General features: G+C 58.2%; 22 protein-coding genes and 3 tRNA genes. 3 read left to right on the top strand and 22 right to left on the bottom strand.

Translation table 11 applies throughout. The annotated features are described in order from the left end of the window. Positions 1–8 precede the first annotated feature (8 nt). Positions 9–950, bottom strand: a complete 942-nt coding sequence (pfkB, locus tag KGB06_RS13290; RefSeq protein ID WP_223516405.1) for a 1-phosphofructokinase — start codon at positions 948–950, stop codon at positions 9–11. Beyond that, a complete protein-coding gene (gene ptsP, locus KGB06_RS13285) occupies positions 950–3811 on the bottom strand; it encodes a phosphoenolpyruvate--protein phosphotransferase (protein WP_223516403.1) in 2862 nt (953 codons plus the stop codon). Before ptsP ends, pfkB begins: the two co-directional genes overlap by 1 nt. A 290-nt stretch (positions 3812–4101) precedes the next feature. Here ptsP and cra point away from each other — a divergent pair, with 290 nt between their 5' ends. Beyond that, on the top strand, positions 4102–5097 hold the full coding sequence (gene cra, locus KGB06_RS13280; RefSeq protein ID WP_223516401.1) for a catabolite repressor/activator: 996 nt from the start codon (positions 4102–4104) through the stop codon (positions 5095–5097). Positions 5098–5100: 3 nt separating this feature from the next. After that, positions 5101–5877, top strand: a complete 777-nt coding sequence (locus KGB06_RS13275) for a TatD family hydrolase (protein WP_223516399.1) — start codon at positions 5101–5103, stop codon at positions 5875–5877. Here KGB06_RS13275 and KGB06_RS13270 read toward each other — a convergent pair whose 3' ends face one another. The 4 genes from KGB06_RS13270 to ampD form a co-directional block, all read right to left on the bottom strand. Next, a complete protein-coding gene (locus KGB06_RS13270) occupies positions 5878–6267 on the bottom strand; it encodes a hypothetical protein (protein ID WP_223516398.1) in 390 nt (129 codons plus the stop codon). It abuts the gene before it with no gap. Positions 6268–6520: 253 nt separating this feature from the next. Further along, on the bottom strand, positions 6521–7225 hold the full coding sequence (locus KGB06_RS30090; RefSeq protein ID WP_411741848.1) for a methyl-accepting chemotaxis protein: 705 nt from the start codon (positions 7223–7225) through the stop codon (positions 6521–6523). A gap of 1507 nt (positions 7226–8732) precedes the next feature. Further along, positions 8733–9569: a regulatory signaling modulator protein AmpE gene (gene ampE / locus KGB06_RS13260; protein ID WP_223516394.1), complete on the bottom strand. Its 837-nt coding sequence runs from the start codon at positions 9567–9569 to the stop codon at positions 8733–8735. Beyond that, complete coding sequence (ampD, locus tag KGB06_RS13255; RefSeq protein WP_223516393.1) at positions 9566–10126, bottom strand: 1,6-anhydro-N-acetylmuramyl-L-alanine amidase AmpD; 561 nt, start codon at positions 10124–10126, stop codon at positions 9566–9568. Before ampD ends, ampE begins: the two co-directional genes overlap by 4 nt. A 152-nt stretch (positions 10127–10278) precedes the next feature. Between ampD and nadC the strand changes: the two genes are divergently transcribed. Then, positions 10279–11127: a carboxylating nicotinate-nucleotide diphosphorylase gene (gene nadC, locus KGB06_RS13250; protein ID WP_223516391.1), complete on the top strand. Its 849-nt coding sequence runs from the start codon at positions 10279–10281 to the stop codon at positions 11125–11127. Positions 11128–11234: 107 nt separating this feature from the next. Here nadC and KGB06_RS13245 read toward each other — a convergent pair whose 3' ends face one another. From KGB06_RS13245 to ftsH, 16 genes are all read right to left on the bottom strand, one after another. Then, positions 11235–11540 (bottom strand): DUF6388 family protein, encoded by a 306-nt coding sequence (locus tag KGB06_RS13245; RefSeq protein ID WP_223516389.1) that lies wholly within the window; start codon positions 11538–11540, stop codon positions 11235–11237. A 250-nt stretch (positions 11541–11790) separates the two neighbouring features. Next, positions 11791–11866, bottom strand: a tRNA-Thr gene (locus tag KGB06_RS13240). A 131-nt stretch (positions 11867–11997) separates the two neighbouring features. Beyond that, positions 11998–14103 (bottom strand): polyribonucleotide nucleotidyltransferase, encoded by a 2106-nt coding sequence (pnp, locus tag KGB06_RS13235; protein WP_007942868.1) that lies wholly within the window; start codon positions 14101–14103, stop codon positions 11998–12000. A gap of 195 nt (positions 14104–14298) precedes the next feature. Then, on the bottom strand, positions 14299–14568 hold the full coding sequence (gene rpsO, locus KGB06_RS13230; RefSeq protein ID WP_003177875.1) for a 30S ribosomal protein S15: 270 nt from the start codon (positions 14566–14568) through the stop codon (positions 14299–14301). A gap of 117 nt (positions 14569–14685) precedes the next feature. Continuing rightward, on the bottom strand, positions 14686–15603 hold the full coding sequence (gene truB / locus KGB06_RS13225; RefSeq protein WP_027924464.1) for a tRNA pseudouridine(55) synthase TruB: 918 nt from the start codon (positions 15601–15603) through the stop codon (positions 14686–14688). A gap of 3 nt (positions 15604–15606) precedes the next feature. After that, positions 15607–16008, bottom strand: coding sequence for a 30S ribosome-binding factor RbfA (rbfA, locus tag KGB06_RS13220; protein ID WP_007942872.1), 402 nt, complete (start codon positions 16006–16008; stop codon positions 15607–15609). A gap of 159 nt (positions 16009–16167) precedes the next feature. After that, positions 16168–18699 carry a translation initiation factor IF-2 gene (infB, locus tag KGB06_RS13215; RefSeq protein WP_223516387.1) on the bottom strand — a complete coding sequence of 844 codons (2532 nt, stop codon included), beginning with the start codon at positions 18697–18699 and terminating at the stop codon, positions 16168–16170. Positions 18700–18726: 27 nt separating this feature from the next. After that, positions 18727–20208, bottom strand: a complete 1482-nt coding sequence (gene nusA / locus KGB06_RS13210) for a transcription termination factor NusA (RefSeq protein ID WP_007942874.1) — start codon at positions 20206–20208, stop codon at positions 18727–18729. 47 nt (positions 20209–20255) lie between these two features. Continuing rightward, positions 20256–20714: a ribosome maturation factor RimP gene (gene rimP / locus KGB06_RS13205; RefSeq protein ID WP_010463487.1), complete on the bottom strand. Its 459-nt coding sequence runs from the start codon at positions 20712–20714 to the stop codon at positions 20256–20258. Between the two features lie 138 nt (positions 20715–20852). Next, positions 20853–20929, bottom strand: a tRNA-Met gene (locus tag KGB06_RS13200). 96 nt (positions 20930–21025) lie between these two features. Further along, positions 21026–21111, bottom strand: a tRNA-Leu gene (locus tag KGB06_RS13195). A gap of 22 nt (positions 21112–21133) precedes the next feature. Next, on the bottom strand, positions 21134–21517 hold the full coding sequence (secG, locus tag KGB06_RS13190; RefSeq protein WP_109787598.1) for a preprotein translocase subunit SecG: 384 nt from the start codon (positions 21515–21517) through the stop codon (positions 21134–21136). 4 nt (positions 21518–21521) lie between these two features. Beyond that, the gene (tpiA, locus tag KGB06_RS13185) at positions 21522–22277 is read right to left on the bottom strand and encodes a triose-phosphate isomerase (protein WP_223516386.1); all 756 of its coding nucleotides are present in this window, start codon (positions 22275–22277) and stop codon (positions 21522–21524) included. A 66-nt stretch (positions 22278–22343) separates the two neighbouring features. Beyond that, positions 22344–23681 carry a phosphoglucosamine mutase gene (gene glmM / locus KGB06_RS13180; RefSeq protein ID WP_223516384.1) on the bottom strand — a complete coding sequence of 446 codons (1338 nt, stop codon included), beginning with the start codon at positions 23679–23681 and terminating at the stop codon, positions 22344–22346. 16 nt (positions 23682–23697) lie between these two features. After that, positions 23698–24549 (bottom strand): dihydropteroate synthase, encoded by an 852-nt coding sequence (folP, locus tag KGB06_RS13175; protein WP_223516382.1) that lies wholly within the window; start codon positions 24547–24549, stop codon positions 23698–23700. An 8-nt stretch (positions 24550–24557) separates the two neighbouring features. Beyond that, a complete protein-coding gene (ftsH, locus tag KGB06_RS13170; RefSeq protein ID WP_033048677.1) occupies positions 24558–26468 on the bottom strand; it encodes an ATP-dependent zinc metalloprotease FtsH in 1911 nt (636 codons plus the stop codon). Positions 26469–26601 lie beyond the last annotated feature (133 nt).

The raw sequence follows: 26601 nt of genomic DNA, 5'->3' as shown, positions 1-26601 counted from the left end.
AAACCCTCTTATTGTTCTGTCAGGACGCGCACGCGCACACCCTGTTCGAGCTGCGCCAATTGCGCGGCATCACCGATGCCAAAACCGATCTGGGTGACCGCCATCGCGGCAATCGCCGTGGCGGTGCGCAGGGTCTGTTCTGGCGTATCGGCGCTGAGCAATCCATGCAGCATGCCGGCCAATAACGAATCGCCCGCGCCCACCGTGCTGGCGACGCTGACCTTGGGCGGCGTGGCATGCAGCGCCGAACCGACACTGAACCAGTTCACGCCATCAGCCCCGTGCGAAATCACCACGTGCTCGATGCCTTGAGCGTGCAAACGGCTCGCAGCTTCGGCCTGTGCCGCAACCGAAACGACCTCGCAGTCCAGCACATCGGCCAGCTCTTCGGTGTTCGGTTTAATCAGCCACGGTCCGGCCTTGAGCGCCACACGCAACGCTTCACCGCTGGTGTCGAGGGCGACGTTCAACCCGAGTTTTTTCAGACGCACAATCAACGCCTGTAACCAATGCGCACTGACGCCTAGCGGCAAACTTCCGGCGACGACGACCACATCATGACCTGGCGCAATCTGCACGAGCCTGTCAAACAACGCCTGCTGCGCGGCTTCACTGACCCTCGGCCCCGGACCGTTGAGGTCGGTGATGCGCCCGTCGCTTTCCGCCAGTTTGATATTGCTGCGAGTCTCGCCGGGAACACGGATGAACGCGTCGACAAAACCGCGTTTGGCAAACAGGGTTTCGAACGCTTGGAGGTTGTCCTCCCCGAGGAATCCGCTGACGGTCACCTGATGACCAAGGTCCGCCAGCACTTGCGCCACGTTCACGCCTTTACCGGCAGCGTGAGTGTGCATGGCATCGCTGCGGTTGACCTGACCGGGCACCAGGCGTGGCAACTGGACGGTGAGATCCAGCGCCGGGTTGAGGGTCAGGGTTAAAATCCGGGCCATTACAGAGCCTCCACTAATGCGCGCACTTCATTGGCGCTGCCCACGGCCAGGGCCTGTCGGGCGAGAATTTGGGTCTGGGCGAGGCTGAGTTCGCGAATGCGCGCCTTGACCTCGGCGATGCTGCGGCCCGACACGCTGAGTTCGTCCACCCCCAGTCCGACCAACACCGGCACCGCCAGCGGATCGGCCGCCAACTCGCCGCAGACACCGACCCATTTGCCATGGGCATGCGCCGCGCGCACGGTGATGTCGATCAGTTGCAGCACCGCCGGGTGCAAGCCATCGGCCTGGGCGGACAAGGTCGGATGACCGCGGTCGATGGCCAGGGTGTATTGCGTCAGGTCGTTGGTGCCGACGCTGAAGAAGTCGACCTCTTTGGCCAGCACCGGCGCCAGCAAGGCGGCCGATGGCACTTCGATCATGATCCCCAGTTGCAGGTCGGCGACCGGGATTTCCAGACGCAAACGTTCGGTCATGTCCCGCGCCTGTCGCCATTCATCGACGCTGCCCACCATCGGAAACATGATCCGCAGCGGACGGTTGTCGGCGGCCCGCAGCAAGGCGCGCAATTGCGCTTCCATGATTTTCGGGCGTTGCAGTGTCAGGCGAATGCCACGCACGCCGAGGAACGGATTTTCTTCCTTGGCGATGGGCCAATACGGCAGCGGTTTGTCGCCACCGACGTCGAGGGTTCGCACTACCAGCGGCCGACCGGCCAAGCCGTCGAGGACGCGGCGGTATTCGACTTCCTGAGTGGCCTCGTCCGGCGCCTGCGAGTGGGCCATGAAAATCAGTTCGGTGCGCAATAAGCCAATGCCTTCGGCGCCCTGCTCCACCGCGCTGGTGACGCCCGCGCTTTCGCCAATGTTGGCAAACACTTCGACCGCGTGACCGTCGGTGGTCAGCGCCGGTTGATGACGTAGCTCTGCCGCCACTTTCAGGCGCTGTTCGCGGGTGTCTCGCTCTTCGGTGGCGCGCTGCAAGGTCAGCGCATCGGCGTCCACATGCAGGCGGCCGCGTTGGCCATCAATCAGCAACGGCGTACCCGGCGCCAGCAGCAACACGGCCTCCCCTGCACCGACCAGCGCCGGAATACCCAGCGCTCGGGCGACAATGGCGCTGTGGGCCGTTGCGCCGCCGCGAGCCGTGAGAATGCCGGCGACGCGAGCCGGATCGAGACGCGCCACATCGGACGGCCCCACTTCGTCCATCACCAGAATGTAAGGCTGGTCCGGCTCGCTCGGTGTTTCGACGCCGCTCAATTGCGCCAGCACGCGCCGGCCGATGTCGCGCAAATCAGCCGCACGCTCGGCGAGCAACGCATCCTGCAACGATTCCTGTTGTTTGGCCGCCGCTTCGATCACCGCCATCCACGCCGCCTCGGCGCTTTCGCCTTGCTTGAGGCGGGTGTCGACTTCATCGGTCAGTTCCGGGTCGTCGAGCATTTCCTGGTGAGTGATGAAAATCTCGCGGATGGCTTTGGACTTGCTGCGTTCGATCAAGCCGTCGATGTCGCGACGCACCTGCGCCAATGCGTGTTTGAGACGCTCGCGCTCTATGCCGGCAGACTCACCGCGCAGTGGATAATCGATGATTGGCAGCACCTGAATATGCGCCGGACCGATGGCAATGCCCGGGGCCGCGGCGATGGCTTGAACCACACTGCCGGACGCCGGGGCGAGCAGCACTTCGGCCTCATCGGCGACTTCTTCGCGCTGTTGGCTCACCGCCGGCAATGGCTCGACCTCTTCACCGAGGCCTTCTTCGATGGCAGCCAACAGGGCCGGCAAGGCATCGGCAGCAATGCTCGGTTCGGCAACGAATTCGAGCACCTGGCCCCGATGGGCGCCGAGGCTGAGCAGTTTACTCAAGCTTTTTACCGACACCGCGCTGTCCTGGCCGTCGACGATGCGTACGCGAATTTCACCTTCAAAACTTTTCGCCAGTTGCGCAAGGATCTTCGCCGGGCGCGCATGCAAACCATGGGCGTTGGCCAGGGCGATGCGCGCGCTCGGCCAATCCGCCGGCAGTTCGCCGCCGAGGACTTCGAGCACTTTGCGGCTGCTGGTGGCGCGTCCCAGTTCGTGGCCGCGACCTTCAATCAGTAACGCACACAGACGTTCGAGCAAGGCCTGATGCGCTTCACCGAGGCTGGCCAGGCAGAACAGGCCGCTGAGCGGCTGGCCGAGGTAGCGTATCGGTTTGTCTGGGGTGACGAAGGCCAGGCCAGGGCGCTTGACCGTTTGCTCGCTGTGCAACCACCACAAGCCGTCGCCCAGCGGCAACGCTTCGACCTGTTGCAACACGGCGGAGAAACCGTTGCTCACGCAATCGGCCTGGCGCAGCAAACGTGCACCGCGCCAGACCAGTTCTTCGAAGTCATCGGCGGACACACCCAGGCCAATCATCTGTGCATCCAGCGCCAACTCCTGCGGCGCGCCTTGCAGCAGTTTCAACAAGGCCTCGGCGGAACTCGCACGGCGCAAGGCCTGGCCCAGATCGGTTTCGCCGAGGGCGCGGGTCAACAGTTGCAACAAACGCAAATGCTCATCGGACTTGGCCGCGATACCGATCGCCAGGTAAACGATCTGGCCGTCCCCCCAATCCACGCCCTCGGGGAACTGCATCAGCCGCACGCCGGTGGTAAACACCAGGTCGCGGGTTTGCGGTGTACCGTGGGGGATGGCAATACCTTGTCCGAGAAAGGTCGAGCCCTGAGCTTCACGCGCCTGCAAACCGGCCAGATACCCCTCGGCAACCAGGCCATCGTCGACCAGATGCTCGGCCAATAGCTGTAACGCAGCGGACTTATCCACAGCCGACTGGCCCATGGAAATCTGCTCTATGGTGAGCTCGAGCATGCTTTCTCCTTTTTGGCGTCTGATGACGCTAGGTATTGTTTTGAATGGATCAGCTTAGGCGCTTAATCTTCACTTTTGGCGGTTTCACGGCAGAACCGGCCATAGGTGCTTACAGTCCCGAAAATACGCCTGCTGAAACGTTTAATCTAGAATACTTGGCACGTTACTCGATAATGTCTCATCCTTGAAGCCCAACTTGTCGGATGTGCTTGGACATTAGTCGTCTGCCTGATTCGGGTAGGATTGGCGAAAATGTCGGGGCAAGCTCGAAAAAACAAGGAAATCCCGAGTTGAAACTCAGTGATATCGCACAGTTGGCCGGTGTGTCCGTAACCACCGCCAGTTATGTCATTAATGGCAAGGCCGAACAGCAACGCATCAGCAGTGCCACTGTCGAGCGCGTGCGCGCGGTCGTCGAACAACACGGCTTTACACCCAATCCTCAAGCGGCCGGGTTGCGCAGTCGGCACACGCGCACCTTGGGCTTTATTCTGCCGGACCTGGAAAACCCCAGTTACGCGCGAATCGCCAAACTGCTGGAACAAGGTGCCCGGGCGCGCGGCTATCAATTGCTGATCGCCAGTTCCGACGATGCGCCGGACAGTGAACGGCAATTGCTGCAACTGTTCCGTGCCCGGCGCTGCGATGCGCTGATCGTCGCCAGTTGCCTGCCGACGGGTGATGACAGCTATCGCCAGTTGCAGGCCAAAGGTATTCCGATCATCGCCATCGACCGGGTCATGGAACCCGAGCATTTCTGCTCGGTGATCAGTGATGACCGCGAGGCCAGCCTGCACTTGACCCGCAGTCTACTGGACCCGTTGCCCAAGCAGATCGCCTTGATTGGCGCGCGCCCCGAGTTGAGCATTAGCCAGGAACGCGCAGCCGGCTTCAAACAAGCGCTGGACGGGTTCCAGGGCGAGGTGTTGATCGAGCACGGCGAGTCGTTCAGCCGCGAGTGCGGCAAGCAGTTGATGGAAGAAATGCTCCAGCGTCTGGGACATCTGCCGAATGCTCTGGTGACCACCTCCTACGTGCTGCTTCAGGGTGTGTTCGATGCCTTGCACGACTATCCGCTAAAAACCCGTCCGTTGCGCCTGGGTACGTTCGGCGACACGCAGCTGCTGGACTTCCTGCCGCTGCCGGTCAACGCCATGGCTCAGCAGCATCAGTTGATCGCCGATAAAGCCCTTGAACTCGCACTGGCCGCCATCGAGCAGTCCGATTACCAACCCGGCGTGCAGGCCATCGCGCGGACTTTCAAGCAGCGTATTCACCGGGACTGAACCGTGGAGCTGATCGACAGCCACACTCATCTGGATTTTCCGGATTTCGACGAGGACCGTCAGGCACTGCTGGCCGAAAGCCGCGCCCTGGGCGTGCAGCGGATGGTGGTGTTGGGGGTTTATCAGGCAAATTGGCAGCGAGTCTGGGAGCTGGTGCAAAGTGATCCCGACTTGCATGCTGCATTCGGTTTGCACCCAGTGTATCTGGAGGACCATCGACCTGAAGATCTACAGGAACTCGGTGACTGGCTGACGCGTCTGGCCGGCCATCGGCAGCTGTGCGCAGTGGGCGAGATCGGTCTGGATTACTTCATCGAAACCCTCGACCGAGAGCGCCAGCAGGCGCTGTTCGATGCGCAACTGCAACTGGCGGTGGACTTCAATCTGCCGGCGCTGATTCATGTGCGGCGCAGCCATGCGGCGGTGATTGCCACGCTGAAACGCTTTCGATTGAAACGAGCAGGGATCATCCACGCCTTTGCGGGCAGCAGGGAAGAAGCGCGCGAGTACATCAAGCTGGGTTTCAAACTGGGTCTGGGCGGCGCCGCGACCTGGCCACAGGCGCTGCGGATGCACCGTGTGCTCGCTGATTTACCGTTGGAGTCCGTGGTGCTGGAAACCGACTCACCGGATATGGCGCCGGCCATGTTTCCCGGTCAACGCAACAGCCCGGCACACTTGCCGGCGATCTGCGCGGCACTGGCGCAGATCATGGCGATCAACCCTGAGCAATTGGCCGCCGCCAGCACGGCTAATGCTTGCGAGCTGTTCAACTGGTAATCAGTCGGCGTGGGCCTTGGCGGCTTCCAGAATCAGCGTGAGGTGTTGCCGGTGCCGGGCGAACTGAATAACGAGGAAGTAGACCAGTATCGCAACCAGCGAAAAATTCACCTGTTCGACCACGCTGAGCATTCCGATCCATTCCATGACCAACGCCACCAGGACCGCAGTGCACACCATCACCAGGGTGCTCGCCCGGAGCATGGCAAGTGAGTCGAGAGACTTGAAGCGCTTGATCTGTTTCGGGTCGATCAACTGCAAGGCTTTATGGCAGTGAGTACAGGCGAACGACTCGTTGATTGCAATGGCGTTGAGTTGCCAGGCTTCGAGCACACAGGTACACCCGCAATGGGCGCATTGCCCCTGGATTCCGATGGTTGCGACAGACATAACCGTGCTTCCTCATGGCAAGCCTGAGTGAATGATCCTCCTTCATTGAAGACGAAAAATCAGAGCACTGAGGACAACAGGCCATTATCTGCCCGAAAAAAGAAAAGTACTACAAATCGTGTACAAAACCTGTAGGAGCGAGCTTGCTCGCGAAGACTGACTAACATTCAACATCCAGGTCGACTGTTATGCCGCTTTCGCGAGCAACTCGAATCGTCGCACCGCAGCTCCCACATTTGTTCGCGGTGTGCCATCAAACTCGAAACGCGCTGATCAGGTGTTTGAGTTCCACCACCTGAGCCGACAACGCACGGCTGGCATCCTCGGTTTGGTGCGCCCCCTCTGCGGTGCGCTCACCGGCACGGTTGATCTCGACAATGTTCTGATCGATATCGTGGGCGACGGCGGTCTGCTGCTCGACAGCAGCAGCGATTTGCTGGTTCTGGTCAACGATCATGCCAACGGCGCCGAGGATGTTTTCCAGCGCCTGCTGGACCTTTTCCGACTGCCCGACCGTGCCATCGGCCACCTGATGACTGATGCCCATGGCTTTCACCGCCGCGCCGACTCCGCTGTGGAGCTTGCTGATCATCTGTTCGATTTCTTCGGTCGATTGCTGGGTGCGTTTGGCCAGCGTCCGGACCTCATCGGCCACCACCGCAAAACCACGCCCCTGCTCTCCGGCCCGCGCAGCTTCAATGGCCGCGTTAAGGGCCAAAAGATTGGTTTGTTCAGCGATGCTTTTGATCACTTCCAGCACGCGGCTGATGGACTGGCTGTCGCTGGCCAGTTGATTGATCACCAGCACCGACTGATCGATCTCACTGGCCAATTGCGCGATGCTGCCCTGCTGGGACGCTACCAGCCCGCGACCGTTGATGGTCTCGTCGTTGACGCTGTGGGCGCTGCTGACCGCAGCAGCCGCACTGCGCGCCACCTCAAGGGAGGTGGCCGACATCTGGTTCATGGCCGTGGCGACCTGCTCGATTTGCGTACGCTGCCCGGCCACCGCCTGGTTGCTCTGGGTAGAAACACTTTGAACCTGCCCGGCCTGACGCTCGACCTCATTGACGGTCTTCCCGACTCGCTCGATCAGGTCATGGATTTTCTTCACGGTGCCGTTGAACACCTCGCCCAACTCGCCAAGCTCATCGCGGCTTTCAGCGCGGAAGGTCACCGTCATGTCGCCGGCAGCGACCGTGTCCATCATTTCGCCAAGCCGCTTGAGGGTGGTGCGGGTTGAAGCGTAGAAGCCGCCGTAAAGGTAGAAAATCAGCACAAACACCACCGACAGCGCCACGGCCTGCAAGACCATGTGGGTGCGATTTTGCTCCAGTCGCTGCTGCAACTGGGTGCCGAGGAACTTCAGTGTGGCTTCGTTGAGTTGGTAAGTTTGGTCCATCAGGCCGGTGACCTGATCGTAAAAGCTCTGCCAGGGTGTATCGAGTGTGTCCGCCATCACCACTTTTTCTTCGAACAGCTCACTGGCTTTTTTCAGCGAGGCCTTGCTGCTATCAGCTTGCGCAGCCAGGGTTTCGCGCGCCGCCTTGCTGGAGCCCAAGGTGTCCTGCAACCTCAAGCCGTATTCGCCCTGAAGCTTTTCGATCTGCGCCAACAGTTCATCAAATCGAGTGCTCGACGCAGAGTTGATAAAGCCTTGCCCCAGCGAAAAGGAACCCATCGCCCGGCCTTCGCCCAGCAGTTGGGTCACACGCGGAGTGACGTTGGTGATCAGCTCACTCAGTTGACGCATGTCACTTTGGCTGTCGCGACTGAGGCCGGCCTGAGTGGCGATGATCTGGCTGAAAATCTGCGCGTTGCCGAGCAGTTTTCCGATCATGCCACTTTTGCTTTGCAGGGAGGTTTCCGCTTGCTGGGCTTTGAACGCGGCGATCATTTCATCGCGTTTGCCGTCGAAAGCCGTGATCTGCTCCGAATCAGTGGTCATCGCCGTCAGCCCTTGCAGGCGCGCGAGGATGCTTTGCTCCAGCGCGCCGATCTTCGACTCGACATTGCCGGCCTTACCGGACTGGCCGAGCGTGACGTTGATCTGTACCAGATTGTTCAGGGTTTCCAGGTCTCGCCGAAGGGTCAGGCCGCTGCCCAGCAGCTCGAGGCTCTGCAGTTCGACTTGCGTGCCCTGAAATTCACGATAGGAGTCGCGCACCAGATAAAAGTTGGTGACCAGCATGGGCACAAGGAACAGTACGCTGATCAGGCTGAACTTCATGCCGAAGCTCAGGCGGTTCATCAGCGCGACGGCGGGATAGAGCAAGCTCTTCACTGGAAGTCTCCCTTTGAGTTCTTATTTTTATTTGGCAGGCGCAGATCGGCGGCAGATAGCCACCATTCAGCGCTATCCCTGTATATCTTAAATCGGCAGGATGTTTTGTAACTTAAGGTTAACGCGGGGAAGTACGCGCCTGTAGCAGCTGGCGCAGCCTGCTGCTACAGGGATTGATGTGTTAAGGCAGGACAGTCCACAGCGCAAAACCGGCGTACCAGAGCACCGCCGCGCGCAGCAGCAACTCCCAGATCCGGTCCAGGCTGTTGATGCCATCCGGTCCGACGACCGGAGCCGGAATTTCACCGGCTACCAGACCGACTTTCTCGATCAACTGAGCGGCGCTGATGTTCCAGTTCAGTAACTCATGCAACATCACCCGGCTGACCGCCACAAAGTTGCCGATCAGTGCAAAACTCATCGCCAGCAACCGCACGGGCACCCAATCAAAAGCGTGACGCAATTGTGCCGCGCGCTCGACCACGGCCGGGTTCTGCCCATGCTCCTCGGCCAATGCCAGCAAGCGATAACTCAGGGCAGCAACCGGCCCCAGCAAGAAGTACCAGAAAATGACCGCAAAGAAACTTTGGTAAGCCTCCCACAGCAGGTGCGCCTCGACCCGCTCCAGCAATTGCTCGGCGCTTTCGGCGCAAATATCCAGGTCACGAGTGGCCACATGCGTAGCGGCTTGCAGGTCTTCCCGGCGCCAGGCATCGCGAAACGGCCCCAGGTCGGCCAACAGATCGCCGCGGCCCAGGCTGTAAATCACCACCAGCAAATGCACCGGTAACGCGAGCAAACCGTAGACCACGGGGTCCAGCACCACCAGCAGCAACCCCAATAGCGCGACCGGTAACAACACCATAATGACCAGGATCAACCATGGCCGGTCGATCAGACGTGGCGTGACCTCAAGCTTGTTCAACTCGCGCACCCAACCGCCATCACGCTGGACCCGATGGCGCAGTGCCGAGAATTTCTCGATCCACACCGCCAACAGCAACACCAGAAAACTCATTTTCCTTCCTCTTCTGCCAGGGCTGCGCGATAGCGTGCCCAGTCGAATGCCGGTCCTGGATCGGTCTTGCGCCCCGGCGCGATGTCGCTGTGCCCACAAATGCGCTGCGCAGTGATGCCGGTGTAGGCGTTTTGCAGCTGTCGGGTCAACGCCGTCAGCACGAGATACTGAGCATCGGTGAATGGCAGATCATCCGTGCCTTCAAGCTCGATGCCCACCGAAAAATCGTTACAGGTTTCCCGGCCCTCAAAACTCGAAACACCGGCGTGCCAGGCACGCTCACTACAAGAGACAAACTGAGTGACAGTGCCGTCACGCTCAATCAGAAAGTGTGCTGACACCCGCAAGTCAGCAATGCCTTCAAAATAAGGATGCTCCGTGACATCCAGACGATTCTGGAAGAATTCCTGCACTTTGCCGGTAGCGAACTGCGCTGGCGGCAAGCTGATGTTGTGGATCACCAGCAGGGAAATTTCGCCCGAGGGGCGCGCATTGAAGTTGGGTGAGGGGCATAAACGCACGCCCTGACACCAACCACTCGCGGGGTCCAACTGCATACAGGTTCCTTCAACGACGACTGTGTTGGCACCCAGTATGCCGCGATAGCCCCTCCGGATGCGATCATTGCCGCAAATGGAAAGTCTATGAGACCTTGGGTTGGCTCGTGCCATGGCCCTATAATCGAGCCACTTTGTTTGTGGAGTCCGTTATGCCGAATCTACGTCTCGCCGACTTGACCGCCGAAATCGAAGCCAACGTACGCCGTGCGTTGCGCGAAGACATCGGCAGCGGCGACATCACCGCGCAGCTGATCCCGGCCGAACGCCTGGCAAAAGCCACCATCATCACTCGTGATGCTGCCGTCATTGCCGGCACTGCGTGGGTTGATGCGGTTTTCCGGCAACTGGACCCACGGGTCGCAGTGCATTGGCAGGTGTGTGACGGCGAACGGGTAAAACCCAATCAGGCGCTGTTCCACCTCGAAGGCCCGGCGCGCTCGCTGCTCACTGGCGAACGCAGTGCACTGAACTTCCTGCAACTGCTGTCGGGCGTGGCCACGCGTGCGCAGTATCTGGCGGATTTTGTCGCCAACACCCAAGTAAAGTTGCTCGACACCCGCAAAACCCTGCCCGGCCTGCGTCTGGCACAAAAGTACGCCGTCACCTGCGGCGGCTGCCACAACCATCGCATCGGTCTGTATGACGCCTTCCTGATCAAGGAAAACCATATTGCAGCCAGCGGGGGCATCCCTGAAGCCATTAACGCCGCGCACAAGATTGCCCCGGGCAAACCGGTGGAGATCGAAGTGGAAAGCCTGAGCGAGCTCAAAGAAGCTCTGGCGGCGGGTGCTGACATCATCATGCTCGATGAATTGAGCCTGGATGACATGCGTGAAGCCGTGCGCCTGAACGCAGGCAAGGCCAAACTGGAAGCCAGCGGTGGAATCAATGAAAGTACGTTGTTGCCGATCGCCGAAACCGGGGTTGACTACATTTCGATTGGCGCGATGACCAAGGACGTGAAGGCTGTCGATCTGTCGATGCGTTTGAGCCTCTGACCCGCATCGCAAACCTGTAGGAACCCGGCTTGCCGGCGATAGCGATCTCAAGGACGCTATCGCCGGCAAGCCAGGCTCCCACAAAGGCGGCTCCGAAGGTGTTTTTGTCAGACCACCAGATTGTTCATCTCGCAATACTCTTCCCACTCGACGCCCAGCACCTCGGCCGCCTCCTTGTGCAGCTTCAGGCGCTCAGCCTCGTACTCTTCCGGGGTTGAGGTGTACTTGAGCGTCAATTCCCACGGCTGCAAACCCTGGGCTTCGGCCTCGTCCTCGAATGCCCACTGGATCTGATCTTTCTGATCATCGGCGGGCAGGTCTTTGATTTCTTCCATCAATTCAGGCGCGTCCAGCACGTACTTCTTCAGCGCTTCCGCGTGCCTGGCGTCTCGGGTCAATTCTTTAACGGTCATGTCGTTCTCGCTGATCTGGGGAATGGAAGATGGATCTGGATCATCAAGGATCTCTCTGACGCAAAAAACCGGTTGAAGCCCGGTTTGTCTGGCCTTCAGAACCATTCGGGGATCATCTGAAAACTGCAAAATGGTACGTGTACAAGCACCGAATATAGGACGTTTGGTTGACGATTTATATGGACTTTTACATCAATTCGACAAAAAACGCTGGAAGGGCTTTGAGCGCAAAGGTGAAACAACAGAGGAATGGTGCCCGAGACAGGAATCGAACCTGCGACCTTCGCGTTACGAGTGCGCTGCTCTACCGACTGAGCTACACGGGCAGTGGGCTAAACCTAGCACCGGGTTTCAAGGCCGGCAACTTCACGCCCTGTTCCACAGACAAAAAAATGCCCCGCAGCTTTCACTGCGGGGCATTTTTTATAACGTTGAAGCGGTCAGGCGTGGGGAGTGATTAAACGCCCGAAGCCTTGGCTGCTGCTACGTCTTTGATGGACAGCTTGATACGGCCGCGGTTGTCCACGTCCAGTACCAGTACTTCCACTTCCTGGCCTTCTTTCAGGATGTCGGTCACTTTCTCTACGCGAGCGTCGCTCAGCATCGAGATGTGAACCAGACCGTCCTTGCCTGGCAGGATGTTGACGAATGCGCCGAAGTCGACGATGCGTTCAACCTTACCAACGTAGATCTTGCCAATTTCAGCTTCAGCGGTGATGCCCAGAACGCGTTGACGTGCTGCTTCAGCCGCTTCCTTGGTTTCGCCGAAGATCTTGATCGAGCCGTCGTCTTCGATGTCGATCGAAGCCTTGGTCTCTTCACAGATCGCACGAATGGTCGCGCCACCTTTACCGATAACGTCACGGATTTTGTCGGTGTCGATTTTCATCGCGATCATGGTCGGAGCGTTTTCCGACAGTTCGGTACGCGACTGGCCAATGATCTGGTTCATCTGACCGAGGATGTTCAGGCGCGCTTCCAGGGCTTGGCCCAGAGCGATTTCCATGATTTCTTCGGTGATGCCTTTGATCTTGATGTCCATCTGCAGCGCGGTAACACCTTTGGCGGTACCGGCTACTTTGAAGTCCATGTCGCCCAGGTGGTCTTCGTCACCCAGGATGTCGGTCAGGATGGCGAATTTCTCGCCTTCTTTAACCAGACCCATGGCGATACCGGCAACTGGTGCCTTCATCGGAACGCCGGCATCCATCAGGGCCAGGGAAGCGCCGCAGACCGAAGCCATGGAGCTCGAACCGTTGGACTCGGTGATTTCCGACACAACACGAATGGTGTACGGGAACACGTCAGCGGCAGGCAGCATGGCTGCAATCGAACGACGGGCCAGACGGCCGTGACCGATTTCGCGACGACCAGCGCCACCCATGCGACCACACTCACCTACCGAGAACGGAGGGAAGTTGTAGTGCAGCATGAACGGGTCTTTTTTCTCGCCTTCCAGGGTGTCCAGCAGCTGTGCGTCACGGGCAGTACCCAGAGTCGCGACTACCAGAGCCTGGGTTTCGCCACGGGTGAACAGAGCCGAACCGTGGGTCTTTGGCAGAACACCGACTTCGATGTTCAACGGACGTACGGTCTTGGTGTCGCGACCGTCGATACGTGGCTTGCCGTTTACGATGTTTTCGCGAACGGTGCGGTATTCGATTTCGCCGAAAGCAGCTTTGACTTCGCTGGAAGAAGGCTGGCCTTCTTCACCGGACAGCTTGGCAACCACCTGGTCTTTCAGTTCGCCCAGACGAGCGTAACGGTCGGCCTTGATGGTGATGGTGTAAGCCTGGGAGATCGCGTCGCCGAACTCGGCACGGATAGCGCCCAGCAGTGCGGTGGCTTCAGGCTGTGGAGCCCAGGTCCAGGTCGGCTTGGCAGCTTCAGCGGCCAGTTCTTTAACAGCGTTGATCACAACCTGGAACTCGTCGTGAGCAAACAGTACCGCGCCCAGCATCTGGTCTTCGGTCAGCTCTTTGGCTTCCGATTCAACCATCAACACGGCTTCCGAAGTACCGGCAACGACCATGTCCAGGCTCGAAGCTTTCTGTTGTTCGTAAGTCGGGTTCAGCAGGTAACCGGTGCTTTCGTGGAACGCAACGCGGGCAGCGCCGATCGGGCCATCGAAAGGAATGCCGGAGATAGCCAGGGCAGCCGAAGTACCGATCATCGCAGCGATGTCCGGATCGGTCTTCTTGCTGGTGGAAACGACGGTGCAGACAACCTGCACTTCGTTCATGAAGCCTTCTGGGAACAGCGGACGGATCGGACGGTCGATCAGTCGGGAAGTCAGGGTTTCTTTCTCGGAAGGACGGCCTTCGCGCTTGAAGAAACCGCCAGGGATCTTACCGGCAGCGTAAGTTTTTTCCTGGTAGTGAACGGACAGAGGGAAAAAGCCCTTGCCTGGATCGGCTTGCTTGGCACCAACGACAGTCACCAATACGCTGACGTCGTCGTCAACGGTGACCAATACTGCGCCGGAGGCCTGACGGGCGATGCGGCCAGTCTCGAGGGTAACGGTCGACTGACCGAACTGGAATTTTTTGATTACCGGGTTCACGGTGTCCTACCTTCTTTTGTGGCTCTTGGGGAACTTGTCTTCTTGCGAAATTCTTGGGCAATGTCGGGAATCGGCCCAACGCCTGTCCAGGGTAAAACGTATATCCAGATAAAACTTGAGGCTGGGAGCCTGCCATGCGCCAGCGGGAAATCCACTGACGCGCGACAGACAACCAACCTCTAGCGCAATCGCTTATTAGCGACGCAGACCCAGGCGACCGATCAGAGTCTGATAACGACCCAGATCCTTGCCTTTCAGGTAGTCCAGCAGCTTACGGCGCTGGTTTACCATACGGATCAGACCACGACGGGAGTGGTGATCTTTACCGTTGGCCTTGAAGTGACCTTGCAGCTTGTTGATGTTGTGGGTCAGCAGTGCAACTTGCACTTCTGGCGAACCAGTGTCACCAACAGCTTGCTGGTAGTCAGCTACGATTTGAGCTTTTTCTTGAACGTCGAGAGCCATGAGGCAATCCTTTTATCAGGAAACTGTTTCAAAGAAACAGCTTCAACAGGCCAGGGACAAATCCCTGTATCTAAAAATGAGTAGTGACCGTGCCTGTTAACAGCCACCCTCGTCCGGTCATTCTGACCGAATCAGTCGACGCGGCGCGATGCGCCCGTCTTCGCTCACTTCACCGATACCGATGAAGCGACCGTTGTGATCCTGTACCCGTACCATGCCGAACTTCGGTGCGTCCGGGGCTCGTACCGGTTGGCCGTTAAGCCAGTAGAACGAGCTGTGCTCCGAGAACTGCAACAGCGGCCAATCCAGCAGGCCGCTGTCCGATGGCATCAGGAAGCGATCAACCGCTTCATTGCCGCCTTCGGCATGTACCGCTTCCAACTCTTCAAGCGTGACTGTCTGCGCCAGCGTGAAAGGCCCGGCCTGGGTACGTCGCAATTCAGCAACGTAAGCGCCACAACCGAGTTTCTCACCGATATCCTCCACCAGGGTGCGGATATAGGTGCCTTTGCTGCAATCCACCGCAAGCCGCGCAGTATCACCTTCAAAGGCCAGCAATTCCAAGCGCGCAATAGTAACAGAACGCGGTTCGCGCTCCACTACTTCGCCTGCACGGGCCAGCTTGTACAGCGGCTGCCCATCACGCTTGAGTGCCGAGTACATCGGCGGTATCTGACTGATTTGCCCACGAAAACCGGGTAAAACAGCCTCGACATCCGCGCGACCAACGGTCACCGGGCGTTCCTGCAAAACTTCACCCTCGGCATCGGCCGTGGTGGTGGTTTTGCCCAGTTGCGCCAGGGTTTCGTAACCCTTGTCGGAATCGAGCAGGTACTGCGAGAACTTGGTGGCCTCACCGAAGCACAATGGCAACACCCCGGTGGCCAGCGGATCAAGACTACCGGTGTGCCCGGCCTTCTCGGCGTTGAGCAACCAGCGAACCTTCTGCAACGCGGCGTTGGAGGTGAACCCCAACGGTTTGTCGAGCAAGATGATACCGCTGACGTTACGACGGATACGTTTGACCTGAGCCACCGATTACTCCTTGGCGTCTTCGGGTTCAGCGGCTACCGGGTGCTGATTGTCTTCAGCCACCGCTCGCTCGATCAGGGCCGACAGATGCGCGCCACGCACGACGCTTTCGTCGTAGTGGAAGTGCAGCTGAGGAACGCTGCGCAACTTCATTTCACGAGCCAACTGCATACGCAGGAAACCAGCGGCGGAGTTGAGCACCTTGATGCTTTGTGCGATGTCTTCGGCGTTGTCCTGCCCCATCACGGTGATGAAGATCTTGGCGTGACCGACGTCACGGCTGACTTCAACAGCGGTAATGGTGACCAGGCCGACGCGCGGGTCTTTGACTTCACGACGGATCAGCTGTGCCAGCTCACGCTGCATCTGATCGCCGATACGTTGGGTACGGCTGTATTCTTTTGCCATGTCTTGTTACCTGTTACTGCCCCACGGTGAAACCCGAGGGGTCTGAAAGCGGCAAACGCCCGGCCTGACAAAAGCCAGACCGGGCGTTGCGTTTAGAGTCCTGACGCCGTGCCGCGCATCTGCATGCGGCGGCTCACCGTGGCCCTTGAAGTGCGCAAGTTAGAGGCTGCGAGCAACCTGAACCTTCTCGTAGACTTCGATCTTGTCGCCAGCTTTGACGTCGTTGTAGCTCTTGACGCCGATACCGCATTCCATGCCGGCACGTACTTCGGAAGCGTCATCCTTGAAGCGGCGCAGGGATTCCAGCTCGCCTTCGAAGATAACGATGTCTTCACGTAGTACACGGATTGGACGGTTACGGTGAACAACACCTTCGATAACCATGCAACCGGCGATCGCGCCAAACTTCGGCGAACGGAACACGTCTCGCACTTCAGCGGTACCCAGGATGTTCTCGCGAACATCGCTGCCCAGCATACCGGTGAGGGCTTTCTTGACGTCTTCGATGATGTCGTAGATCACGTTGTAGTAACGCATATCCAGACCTTCCTGCTCGACGATCTTGCGAGCGCCCGCATCGGCACGCACGTTGAAGCCAAACAGTACAGCATTGGAGGCCAGTGCCAGGTTGGCGTCGGACTCGGTGATACCACCGACACCGCCACCGACAACACGCACTTGCACTTCGTCATTACCCAGGCCGTTCAAGGCACCGTTCAACGCTTCCAGCGAACCACGGACGTCGGATTTGAGGACGATGTTGAGCGTCTTCTTCTCTGCCTGGCCCATGTTTTCGAAGATGTTTTCCAGCTTGCCGGCGTGAGCACGGGCCAGCTTGACTTCGCGGAACTTGCCTTGACGGAATAGAGCCACTTCACGGGCTTTCTTCTCGTCCGACAGCACGCTCATCTCATCGCCAGCGTCCGGGGTACCGTCCAGGCCGAGGATCTCGACAGGGATGGAAGGACCGGCTTCTTTGATCGGCTTGCCGTTCTCGTCGAGCATGGCACGTACCCGGCCATAATTCGAACCGACCAGGACCATGTCGCCTTGGCGCAGGGTACCGTCTTGAACCAGAACGGTAGCTACCGGGCCACGACCTTTGTCGAGACGCGATTCAACCACGACGCCACGGCCTGGAGCCGATGGAGTCGCTTTCAGTTCGAGAACTTCAGCTTGCAGCAGAACAGCTTCGAGCAACTCGTCCACGCCAGTACCGACTTTCGCCGAAACCGATACGAACGGGGTGTCGCCGCCCCACTCTTCCGAGGTCACGCCGTGAACCGACAGTTCGCTACGGATGCGATCGAGATCAGCGCCCGGCTTGTCGATTTTGTTCACTGCAACAACCAGTGGAACACCGGCAGCCTTGGCGTGCTGAACGGCTTCAATGGTCTGCGGCATCACGCCGTCGTCCGCTGCAACCACCAGGATCACGATATCGGTCGCCTTGGCACCACGGGCACGCATTGCGGTAAACGCGGCGTGACCCGGGGTGTCGAGGAAAGTGACCATGCCGCGATCAGTTTCAACGTGGTACGCACCGATGTGCTGGGTGATACCGCCGGCTTCGCCAGCAGCTACCTTGGCACGACGGATGTAGTCGAGCAGCGAGGTTTTACCGTGGTCAACGTGGCCCATTACGGTCACAACCGGTGCACGGGAGAACGTCTCACCTTCAAACTTCAGGGACTCGGCCAGGGAATCTTCCAGAGCGGTGTCGCTGACCAGGGTCACTTTGTGGCCCAGTTCTTCGGCTACCAGCTGAGCAGTTTCCTGATCAAGCACCTGGTTGATGGTCGCTGGAGTACCCAGTTTGAACATGAACTTGATGATTTCAGCAGCCTTGACCGACATCTGATTGGCGAGATCGCCAACAGTGATGGTCTCGCCAATCTGCACATCACGCACGACAGGGCCGGTTGGGCTCTGGAAACCGTGGGCGTTGCGTTTCTTCAGCTTGGCCTTGCCGCGACCACCACGACGGAAGCCATCGCTTTCTTCGTCGGTAGTACGTGGCGCAACACGTGGAGCAGGCGCTTTCTCTTTGACCGAAGCACGATGCGGAGCGTTTTTGCGCTCGCCATCGCCACCGCCGCTGCGACGATTGTTATCGTCGGCACGTGGTTTGTCCGGACGGCGCTGTTCGTTCTGCTTGTTACGAACGTCGGCAGACGGGGCTGGAGCAGCGGCGACAACCGGCGCGCTTTCACGCACAGGTTCGGCAACTGCAGCAGGCGCTGCAACAGCGTTGGAAGTACCAGATTGCGCAGCAGCAGGCTGGCGACGCGCTTCTTCTTCGGCGCGACGCTTGGCTTCTTCTTCAGCCTTCTGACGAGCAGCATTTTCTACTGCGCGACGTTCTTCCAGTTCACGTTTGCGCTCGGCTTCGATTTCTTCCGGGCTGCGCTGTACGAAAACTTTCTTTTTACGCACTTCAACGCTGATGCTTTTGCTGCCAGCAACACGCAGGGTGCTGGTGGTTTTACGCTGCAGCGTGATCTTGCGTGGTTCTTCCACTTTCGCCTTGTGGCTGCTTTTCAAATGAGTCAGCAAAGATTGCTTCTCACTGTCAGTCACATTTTCTTCGGCGGCGGTGTGCGGCAGACCTGCCTCACGCATCTGCTGCAACAGGCGCTCTACCGGTGTTTTGACCTCATCGGCCAGTTGTTTCACCGTGACTTGCGTCATGCACTTCTCTCCTCAGGCCGCGCCTAATTACTCGAACCAGTGGGCTCGGGCGGCCATGATCAACTTGCCGGCACGATCATCGTCAATGCCGTCGATGTCGAGCAGGTCGTCAATAGACTGCTCGGCCAGGTCTTCGCGGGTAATTACGCCGCGCACCGCCAGTTCCATCGCCAAATCCTTGTCCATACCCTCAAGCGAGAGCAGGTCTTCGGCCGGATGGGCGTCTGCCAGCTTTTCCTCAGTAGCGATGGCTTTGGTCAACAAACGATCCTTGGCACGAGCGCGAAGCTCGTTGACGGTTTCTTCGTCAAAGCCGTCGATGTTGAGCATTTCTTCCAACGGTACGTAGGCAATCTCTTCCAGGCTGGTGAAGCCTTCATCTACCAGCACCTGTGCCAGGTCTTCGTCGACTTCCAGCTCGTCGATGAAGTTGCGCAGGATGTCGCCGGTTTCTGCTTGCTGCTTAGCCTGGATGTCCGATTCGGTCATCACGTTCAGGGTCCAGCCAGTCAATTGGCTAGCCAGACGCACGTTCTGACCACCGCGACCAATGGCCTGAGCCAGATTGTCTGCGCCAACGGCGATGTCCATTGCATGGGCATCTTCGTCAACGATAATTGCCGCCACTTCAGCCGGCGACATTGCATTGATCACAAACTGAGCCGGGTTGTCGTCCCACAGGACGATGTCCACACGCTCACCGCCCAACTCACCCGACACTGCCTGGACGCGCGAACCGCGCATACCGATGCAAGCGCCCTGCGGGTCGATGCGTTTGTCCTTGGAACGGACCGCGATCTTGGCGCGCGAACCCGGGTCACGGGACGCAGCCATTACTTCGATCAGGCCTTCAGCGATTTCCGGCACTTCGATGCGGAACAACTCGATCAGCATTTCCGGCGCGGTACGCGACAGGATCAACTGCGGGCCGCGGTTCTCGGTGCGGATTTCCTTGAGCAGCGCACGCAGGCGCACGCCGACACGGAAGGTTTCGCGAGAAATGATGTCTTCACGAGCCAGCAACGCTTCAGCGTTGTTGCCCAGATCGACGATCACGTTGTCGCGGGTCACTTTCTTCACGGTGCCGGAGATGATTTCCCCCAGGCGCTCGCGATAGGCGTCAACGACTTGAGCGCGCTCGGCTTCACGAACTTTTTGCACGATGACTTGCTTGGCAGTCTGTGCAGCGATACGGCCGAACTCGATGGATTCAATTTTTTCTTCGACTACATCACCAACCTTGGAACCAGGGTGCGTTTCGGCAACCTTGCTCGGCCAGGTTTCAATGGCCGGATCGTCCAGGTCTGCTTCTTCGACGACCGTCCAGCGACGGAATGTCTCGTAAGCACCGGTGTGGCGATTGATTTCCACACGCAGATCGACTTCGTCCTCGAAACGCTTTTTGGTAGCAGTGGCCAGAGCCAACTCCAGCGCTTCAAAAATTACGTTTGCCGGTACGCCCTTTTCATTGGATACCGACTCAACAACCAGCAGTACTTCTTTGCTCATCGTACGCCTCGCCTTTCGCAAGCCATTGGATCCGCGGGATCCGCGTCTCAGTCAAAACTGGGAATAATGTTGGCCTTGTCGATCATATCGATCGGCAACAGGAACTCATGGTCTTCTACCTGCACCACGACGTCCTGCTCTTCTACACCACGCAGAAGGCCCTGAAAGTTGCGTCGTCCTTCAAAAGGCGAGCGCAGCTTGATCTTCACTTGTTCACCGGCAAATTTTGCAAACTGCTCAATAGTGAACAGCGGGCGTTCCATGCCAGGCGAGGAAACCTCAAGGGTATATTCAACGGCGATCGGATCTTCAACATCCAGGACACCGCTGATCTGACGGCTGACAATGGCACAATCGTCCACCAGCACGCCGCCCTCTTTATCGATATAAACGCGCAACATCGAGTGACGACCCTGAGCCGAAAACTCAATACCCCAGCATTCATAGCCCAGGGCCACGACCACCGGGGCCAACAAGGCCTGCAACTCTTCTAGCTTGCTCGACACCTGAACCCCCTCGTGCATGTATGTGCATGCTATGCAAAATAAAAAAATGGGCGAAACGCCCATCCTTGAAACGCCGTCGAACAGCGGCGTAGAAAGTGTCCAGCTAACAAAAAGCCCCTTAAAAGGGGCTCCTTAAACTGGTTGCGGGGGCCGGATTTGAACCGACGACCTTCGGGTTATGAGCCCGACGAGCTACCAGACTGCTCCACCCCGCGACAAAGCTGGGGCGGAAGTATACGACCGATCCCTGACAGGGTCAATGTAACCTTCCACCTACAAGAAAGCCCGCAACAGCGGGCTCTCCTGATAATTGGTACCGAGAAGGGGACTCGAACCCCTACACCCTATGGGCACAACCACCTCAAGGTTGCGTGTCTACCAATTCCACCACCTCGGCAATACTACGTTTGAAACCCTTCTTACTTTTGCTCTTGAGCTGGAGGCACGTCAGTCGCTGGATTAGCCGACTTTTGCTCTTGAAGCACCGGGACATCATCAGAAGCCGGTTGCTGCTTTGGAACTTCCAACACCGCTGGATTTGGGAGACCTACTTGAGTCAGCTGGTGAGCTTTCTCTTTAGCAAAGTAACCTAACCCTAAGCTGGTTATGAAAAAACCTGCGGCAAGTATAGCAGTAAACTTACTAAGAAAGGTAGAGGAACCTTGGCTTCCGAACACAGTATTTGAAGCACCTGCTCCGAAAGACGCGCCAGCATCCGCACCTTTACCCTGCTGCAGCAATACCAGAGCAACTACGCCCAATGCACCCAACAGATGAAAAACGACTACGACTGTTTCCAGCATTTTTTCAGTTTCCCGCGGCGCGACAGATCGCACCGAACTCATCTGCATTCAGGGAAGCTCCACCAATGAGCCCCCCATCGATATCCGGCATGCCGAACAGTTCGACCGCATTGGCCGCCTTCACGCTGCCGCCGTATAGAAGCCGCACACCTTGTGCGACTTCAGAATTCTCTGCCGCCAACTGAACGCGAATGGCTGCATGCACATCCTGCGCCTGTTGCGGCGAAGCAGTCAGCCCGGTACCAATGGCCCAGACCGGCTCGTAAGCAATTACTGCATTTGCAAAAGCACCGACACCCAGCTCCTCTATGATACTGCCCAGCTGACGCCCGACAACCTCAAGAGTTTTCCCGGCTTCACGCTGCTCAAGGGTTTCCCCTACACACAACACCGGAATCAAGCCACATGCCTGTGCCGCGGCAAACTTGCGAATCAGCATCTCGTCTCGCTCGCCCATTATCTGGCGGCGCTCAGAGTGCCCGACAAGCACCAGGGAACAGCCTGCGTCCACCAACTGACTCGGCGCGATTTCACCGGTCAATGCGCCTTGCCCGGACTCCACCGCAGAGTTCTGCGCGCCGACCGAAATCGACTTTCCTTCCAAGCCATCAATCACTTGATTGATATGCAAGCAAGGCGGGAATACCGCTACATCAACACCGCTCGGCAAGGCCAGATGACTAAGGCCATTGATCAGCTCAGCGACGCTGGCGCGGGTACCGTGCATCTTCCAGTTACCAGCTACCATAGGGCGACGCATGCTGTACCTCGTCGGTCAAAGTGGGCGCAGATGTTACCCAACACAATCATGGCTGGCAAGCCGAATTCAGGCAGAAACTTCAGTAACCAGTTTTGCCAGCTCTTCGGCGTAACCGCGAACCTGTGTTTCGTCCTCGCCTTCGACCATGACACGCACCAATGGTTCTGTCCCGGACTTGCGCAAGAGCACACGACCACGACCCGCCATAGCCTTGGTGACGCGATCGCTGGCCTCCTTGACCGAAGGATGCTCGAGCGGATTCGAACCACCGCCAAATCGGACATTGATCAGCACCTGCGGGCACTTACGAAGCGCCTGACGAGCCTGCGCCAGACCTTCGGAACGCCTTTTCAGCGCCATCAGAACCTGCAATGCCGCGATGATCGCATCACCAGTAGTAGTGTGGTTAAAGCAGACGATATGCCCCGAGTTCTCACCACCCACCAACCAGTTGCGCTCAAGCAAGTCAGCGATGACATACCGGTCGCCAACGTTGGCGCGCACAAATGGAATCGACAGATCAGCCAGCGCCAGCTCCAGACCCAGGTTGCTCATCAGCGTACCGACCACGCCACCTTGCAGCATGTCTCGCTCATGCAGATCGCGGGCGATGATGTAGAGCAGCTCGTCACCGTCAACAATGGCACCCGTATGATCGACCATCAGGACGCGATCACCGTCACCATCGAATGCGATACCCAGATCGGCGTGTTCGGCCAATACGGCAGCCTGCAATTGACCCATATGGGTCGAACCGCAATTGTCATTGATGTTCAGCCCGTTAGGCTGAGCGGACAGCACAACGACTTCAGCCCCCAACTCGCGAAACACACTCGGGGCAACCTTATAGGTCGCGCCGTGAGCGCAGTCGATGACGATCTTCAGGCCCGCGAAGCTGGTACTGGTCGGGACGCTGCTTTTGCAGAATTCGATATAACGGCCAGAGGCGTCGTTGATACGTGACACTTTACCGATCTTGCTCGACTCAACCACGGTCATCGGCGTATCGAGCAACTCTTCAATCATCAACTCGACTTCATCCGGAAGCTTGGTGCCCTTTCCGGAGAAGAACTTGATGCCATTGTCATCGTGAGGATTGTGCGAGGCACTGATCACGATACCGGCTTCGGCATGAAAGGTGCGCGTCAGGTAGGCGATCGCCGGTGTAGGCATCGGGCCCAGCAGCATCACGTCAGCGCCTGCCGACGTCAGACCGGCCTCGAGTGCCGACTCGAACATATAACCGGAGATTCGGGTGTCTTTGCCTACCAACACCTTGCAGGCGCCCATCTTGCGGAACGCCATGCCCGCAGCCCAACCGAGCTTGAGCATGAAATCAGGAGTGATCGGGTATTCACCGACCCGGCCACGAATACCGTCGGTGCCAAAGTATTTTTTACTCATAAGTGCTCCATCATTTTTATTCGGCTGATTCCACTGCGGCGATCATCCGCACCACATCCACTGTTTCGGCTACATCATGGACGCGCAATATACGCGCCCCATTGGCCGAAGCCAGCGCTGCGAGCGCCAGACCACCGTACAGACGCTCCCCAACCGGGCGATTCAAGGCCTGACCAATCATGCTCTTTCGCGAAACCCCGACCAACAGAGGCCGCCCCAAGACATGCAAGGCTTTCATATGCTTAAACAAGCTTAGATTGTGCTGCAAGGTTTTCGCGAAGCCAAAACCCGGATCAAGAATAATCCGCTCCGACGGAATTCCCGCCGACGCGCACTGAGCCATGCGTTCAGCGAGAAATTCGCCCACTTCTTTGGTGACGTCCTGGTAGAACGGATTGTCCTGCATGTCACCCGGCTCACCGAGCATATGCATCAGACACACGGGCAGCCCGGTGGCTGCCGCAGCATCCAGGGCGCCGTCTCGACGTAACGAGCGCACATCATTGATCAAGCCAGCACCCAACCGCGCAGTCTCGCGCATAACCGCCGGTGTGGAGGTATCGATAGAAATAATCACATCCAGTTCGCGATTGATGCGCTCAACGATAGGCGCTACGCGCTCCAGCTCCTCAAGCGGCGAAACCGCCCGGGCACCTGGCCGGGTTGACTCGCCACCGACATCAATGAGCGTGGCACCTGCAGCCACCATCGACTCGGCGTGACGCAGAGCCACATCGAGCTGACTGTATCGGCCGCCATCAGAAAAGGAATCAGGAGTGACATTGAGTATGCCCATGACATGCGTCTGGGCCAAATCAAGAACCCGGTTGCCGCAAGGCAACCGGGTCGAGGACTGAACAGAAGTCATTTCAAACCTTATACGTCAGCAGCCGGACCGCCGATCGGTGTTTCCGGACGCTCATCCTGCACCACCGGAGGTGTTCCGGAAGTACCGGTACCGCCTGACCAGTCACGAGGTTCGCGAGGCGCACGACCCGCCATGATGTCATCGATCTGATCAGCATCGATCGTCTCGTACTTCATCAAGGCATCCGCCATGGCATCAAGCTTGTCGCGGTTATCCGTGAGGATCTGCTTGGCCGTGCCGTAGCACTGATCAATGATGCTGCGCACTTCCGAGTCAATCAGCTTGGCTGTCTCACCGGAGAAGCTTGCGCCCTGCCCACCACCGCCGCGACCAAGGAACACTTCGCCCTCTTCTTCGGCATACATCAACGGACCGAGTTTTTCCGACAAGCCCCACTTGGTCACCATGTTCCGCGCAATCTGGCTGGCACGCATGATGTCGTTGGACGCACCCGTGGTGACGCCATCGAAGCCCAGGGTCATTTCTTCAGCAATTCGGCCGCCGTAGAGCGAGCAGATCTGGCTGATCAGCGCACGCTTGGACAGGCTGTAACGATCTTCTTCCGGCAGGAACATGGTCACACCCAGCGCACGACCGCGCGGGATGATCGAGACCTTGTAGACCGGATCATGCTCAGGCACGACGCGACCAACGATAGCGTGGCCGGCTTCGTGATAAGCAGTGTTCTGCTTTTCTTTCTCGGACATGACCATGGATTTGCGCTCGGCGCCCATCATGATCTTGTCTTTCGCCAGTTCGAACTCTTTCATTTCGACGATACGCTTGCCGGCACGGGCTGCGAACAAGGAGGCCTCGTTCACCAGGTTAGCCAAGTCAGCACCGGAGAAACCAGGTGTACCACGAGCGATCACTGCCGGAGCGACGTCGTCACCCATTGGCACTTTGCGCATGTGAACCTTAAGAATCTGTTCGCGACCACGAATGTCTGGCAGACCCACCACAACCTGACGGTCGAAACGGCCTGGACGCAGCAATGCCGGGTCCAATACGTCCGGACGGTTAGTTGCAGCGATAACGATAATGCCGTCATTCATTTCAAAGCCGTCCATCTCTACCAGCAACTGGTTGAGAGTCTGCTCGCGCTCATCGTGACCACCGCCCATGCCGGCGCCACGGTGGCGACCAACGGCGTCGATTTCATCGATGAAGATGATGCATGGCGCGTGCTTCTTGGCCTGCTCGAACATATCGCGAACACGGCTGGCACCGACACCGACGAACATCTCGACGAAGTCAGAACCGGAGATGGTGAAGAACGGCACTTTCGCCTCGCCGGCAATCGCCTTGGCCAGCAAGGTTTTACCGGTACCCGGAGGACCGACCATCAGCACGCCGCGTGGAATACGACCGCCCAGGCGCTGGAACTTGCCCGGATCCCGGAGGAACTCGACCAACTCGCCAACTTCTTCCTTGGCTTCGTCGCAACCGGCAACGTCAGCCAAGGTAGTTTTTACCTGATCTTCGGAGAGCAGGCGCGCCTTGCTCTTGCCGAAGCTCATTGGCCCGCCTTTGCCGCCCGCGCCACCCTGCATCTGCCGCATGAAGAACATGAACACGGCGATGATCACCAGGATCGGGAAGCTTGCGACCAGGAGTTGAGTCCAGATGCTTTGCTGTTCAGGCTGCTTGCCTTCGACTACGACGTGGTTGTCCACGAGGTCGCCGATCAGACCATTGTCCTGGATTGCCGGACGGATGGTCTTGAAACTGTCGCCATCGGTGCGTTTACCGGTAATCACGTAGCCGTCAACTGCTACGCGCTCGACCTTGCCATCCTTGACTTGCTGGATGAAGTCGGAATAGTTGAGGGTCTGCGGCTCGTTAGGGCTGGAGAAGTTGTTCATCACTGTCACCAGGACAGCCGCGATGATCAACCACAGGATCAGATTCTTTGCCATATCGTTCAATTAACTACCCTCTGAAGCAAGCTCCGCTAATGGCGCGCGCTTCGCATGATATTCACCGGCCTAACTTACTACATTACCTACGGCTCTGGCAGGCGCCGTCTGTAACCCTTTGTGAAACACTTTC

Origin of the sequence: Pseudomonas sp. GL-B-19, assembly GCF_019956415.1 — a bacterium.
GTDB lineage: Bacteria > Pseudomonadota > Gammaproteobacteria > Pseudomonadales > Pseudomonadaceae > Aquipseudomonas.
This window is presented reverse-complemented; position numbering and strand designations above follow the sequence as displayed.

What these genes read in the sequence shown, in the direction of transcription:
- pfkB (WP_223516405.1), bottom strand. Translation starts at nt 950, where the DNA reads ATGGCCCGGATTTTAACCCTGACCCTCAACCCGGCGCTGGATCTCACC.
- ptsP (WP_223516403.1), bottom strand. Translation starts at nt 3,811, where the DNA reads ATGCTCGAGCTCACCATAGAGCAGATTTCCATGGGCCAGTCGGCTGTG.
- KGB06_RS13270 (WP_223516398.1), bottom strand. Translation starts at nt 6,267, where the DNA reads ATGTCTGTCGCAACCATCGGAATCCAGGGGCAATGCGCCCATTGCGGG.
- KGB06_RS30090 (WP_411741848.1), bottom strand. Translation starts at nt 7,225, where the DNA reads ATGTCGGCCACCTCCCTTGAGGTGGCGCGCAGTGCGGCTGCTGCGGTC.
- ampE (WP_223516394.1), bottom strand. Translation starts at nt 9,569, where the DNA reads ATGAGTTTTCTGGTGTTGCTGTTGGCGGTGTGGATCGAGAAATTCTCG.
- ampD (WP_223516393.1), bottom strand. Translation starts at nt 10,126, where the DNA reads ATGCAGTTGGACCCCGCGAGTGGTTGGTGTCAGGGCGTGCGTTTATGC.
- nadC (WP_223516391.1), top strand. Translation starts at nt 10,279, where the DNA reads ATGCCGAATCTACGTCTCGCCGACTTGACCGCCGAAATCGAAGCCAAC.
- KGB06_RS13245 (WP_223516389.1), bottom strand. Translation starts at nt 11,540, where the DNA reads ATGACCGTTAAAGAATTGACCCGAGACGCCAGGCACGCGGAAGCGCTG.
- rpsO (WP_003177875.1), bottom strand. Translation starts at nt 14,568, where the DNA reads ATGGCTCTCGACGTTCAAGAAAAAGCTCAAATCGTAGCTGACTACCAG.
- rbfA (WP_007942872.1), bottom strand. Translation starts at nt 16,008, where the DNA reads ATGGCAAAAGAATACAGCCGTACCCAACGTATCGGCGATCAGATGCAG.
- infB (WP_223516387.1), bottom strand. Translation starts at nt 18,699, where the DNA reads ATGACGCAAGTCACGGTGAAACAACTGGCCGATGAGGTCAAAACACCG.
- nusA (WP_007942874.1), bottom strand. Translation starts at nt 20,208, where the DNA reads ATGAGCAAAGAAGTACTGCTGGTTGTTGAGTCGGTATCCAATGAAAAG.
- secG (WP_109787598.1), bottom strand. Translation starts at nt 21,517, where the DNA reads ATGCTGGAAACAGTCGTAGTCGTTTTTCATCTGTTGGGTGCATTGGGC.
- tpiA (WP_223516386.1), bottom strand. Translation starts at nt 22,277, where the DNA reads ATGCGTCGCCCTATGGTAGCTGGTAACTGGAAGATGCACGGTACCCGC.
- glmM (WP_223516384.1), bottom strand. Translation starts at nt 23,681, where the DNA reads ATGAGTAAAAAATACTTTGGCACCGACGGTATTCGTGGCCGGGTCGGT.
- folP (WP_223516382.1), bottom strand. Translation starts at nt 24,549, where the DNA reads ATGACTTCTGTTCAGTCCTCGACCCGGTTGCCTTGCGGCAACCGGGTT.
- ftsH (WP_033048677.1), bottom strand. Translation starts at nt 26,468, where the DNA reads ATGGCAAAGAATCTGATCCTGTGGTTGATCATCGCGGCTGTCCTGGTG.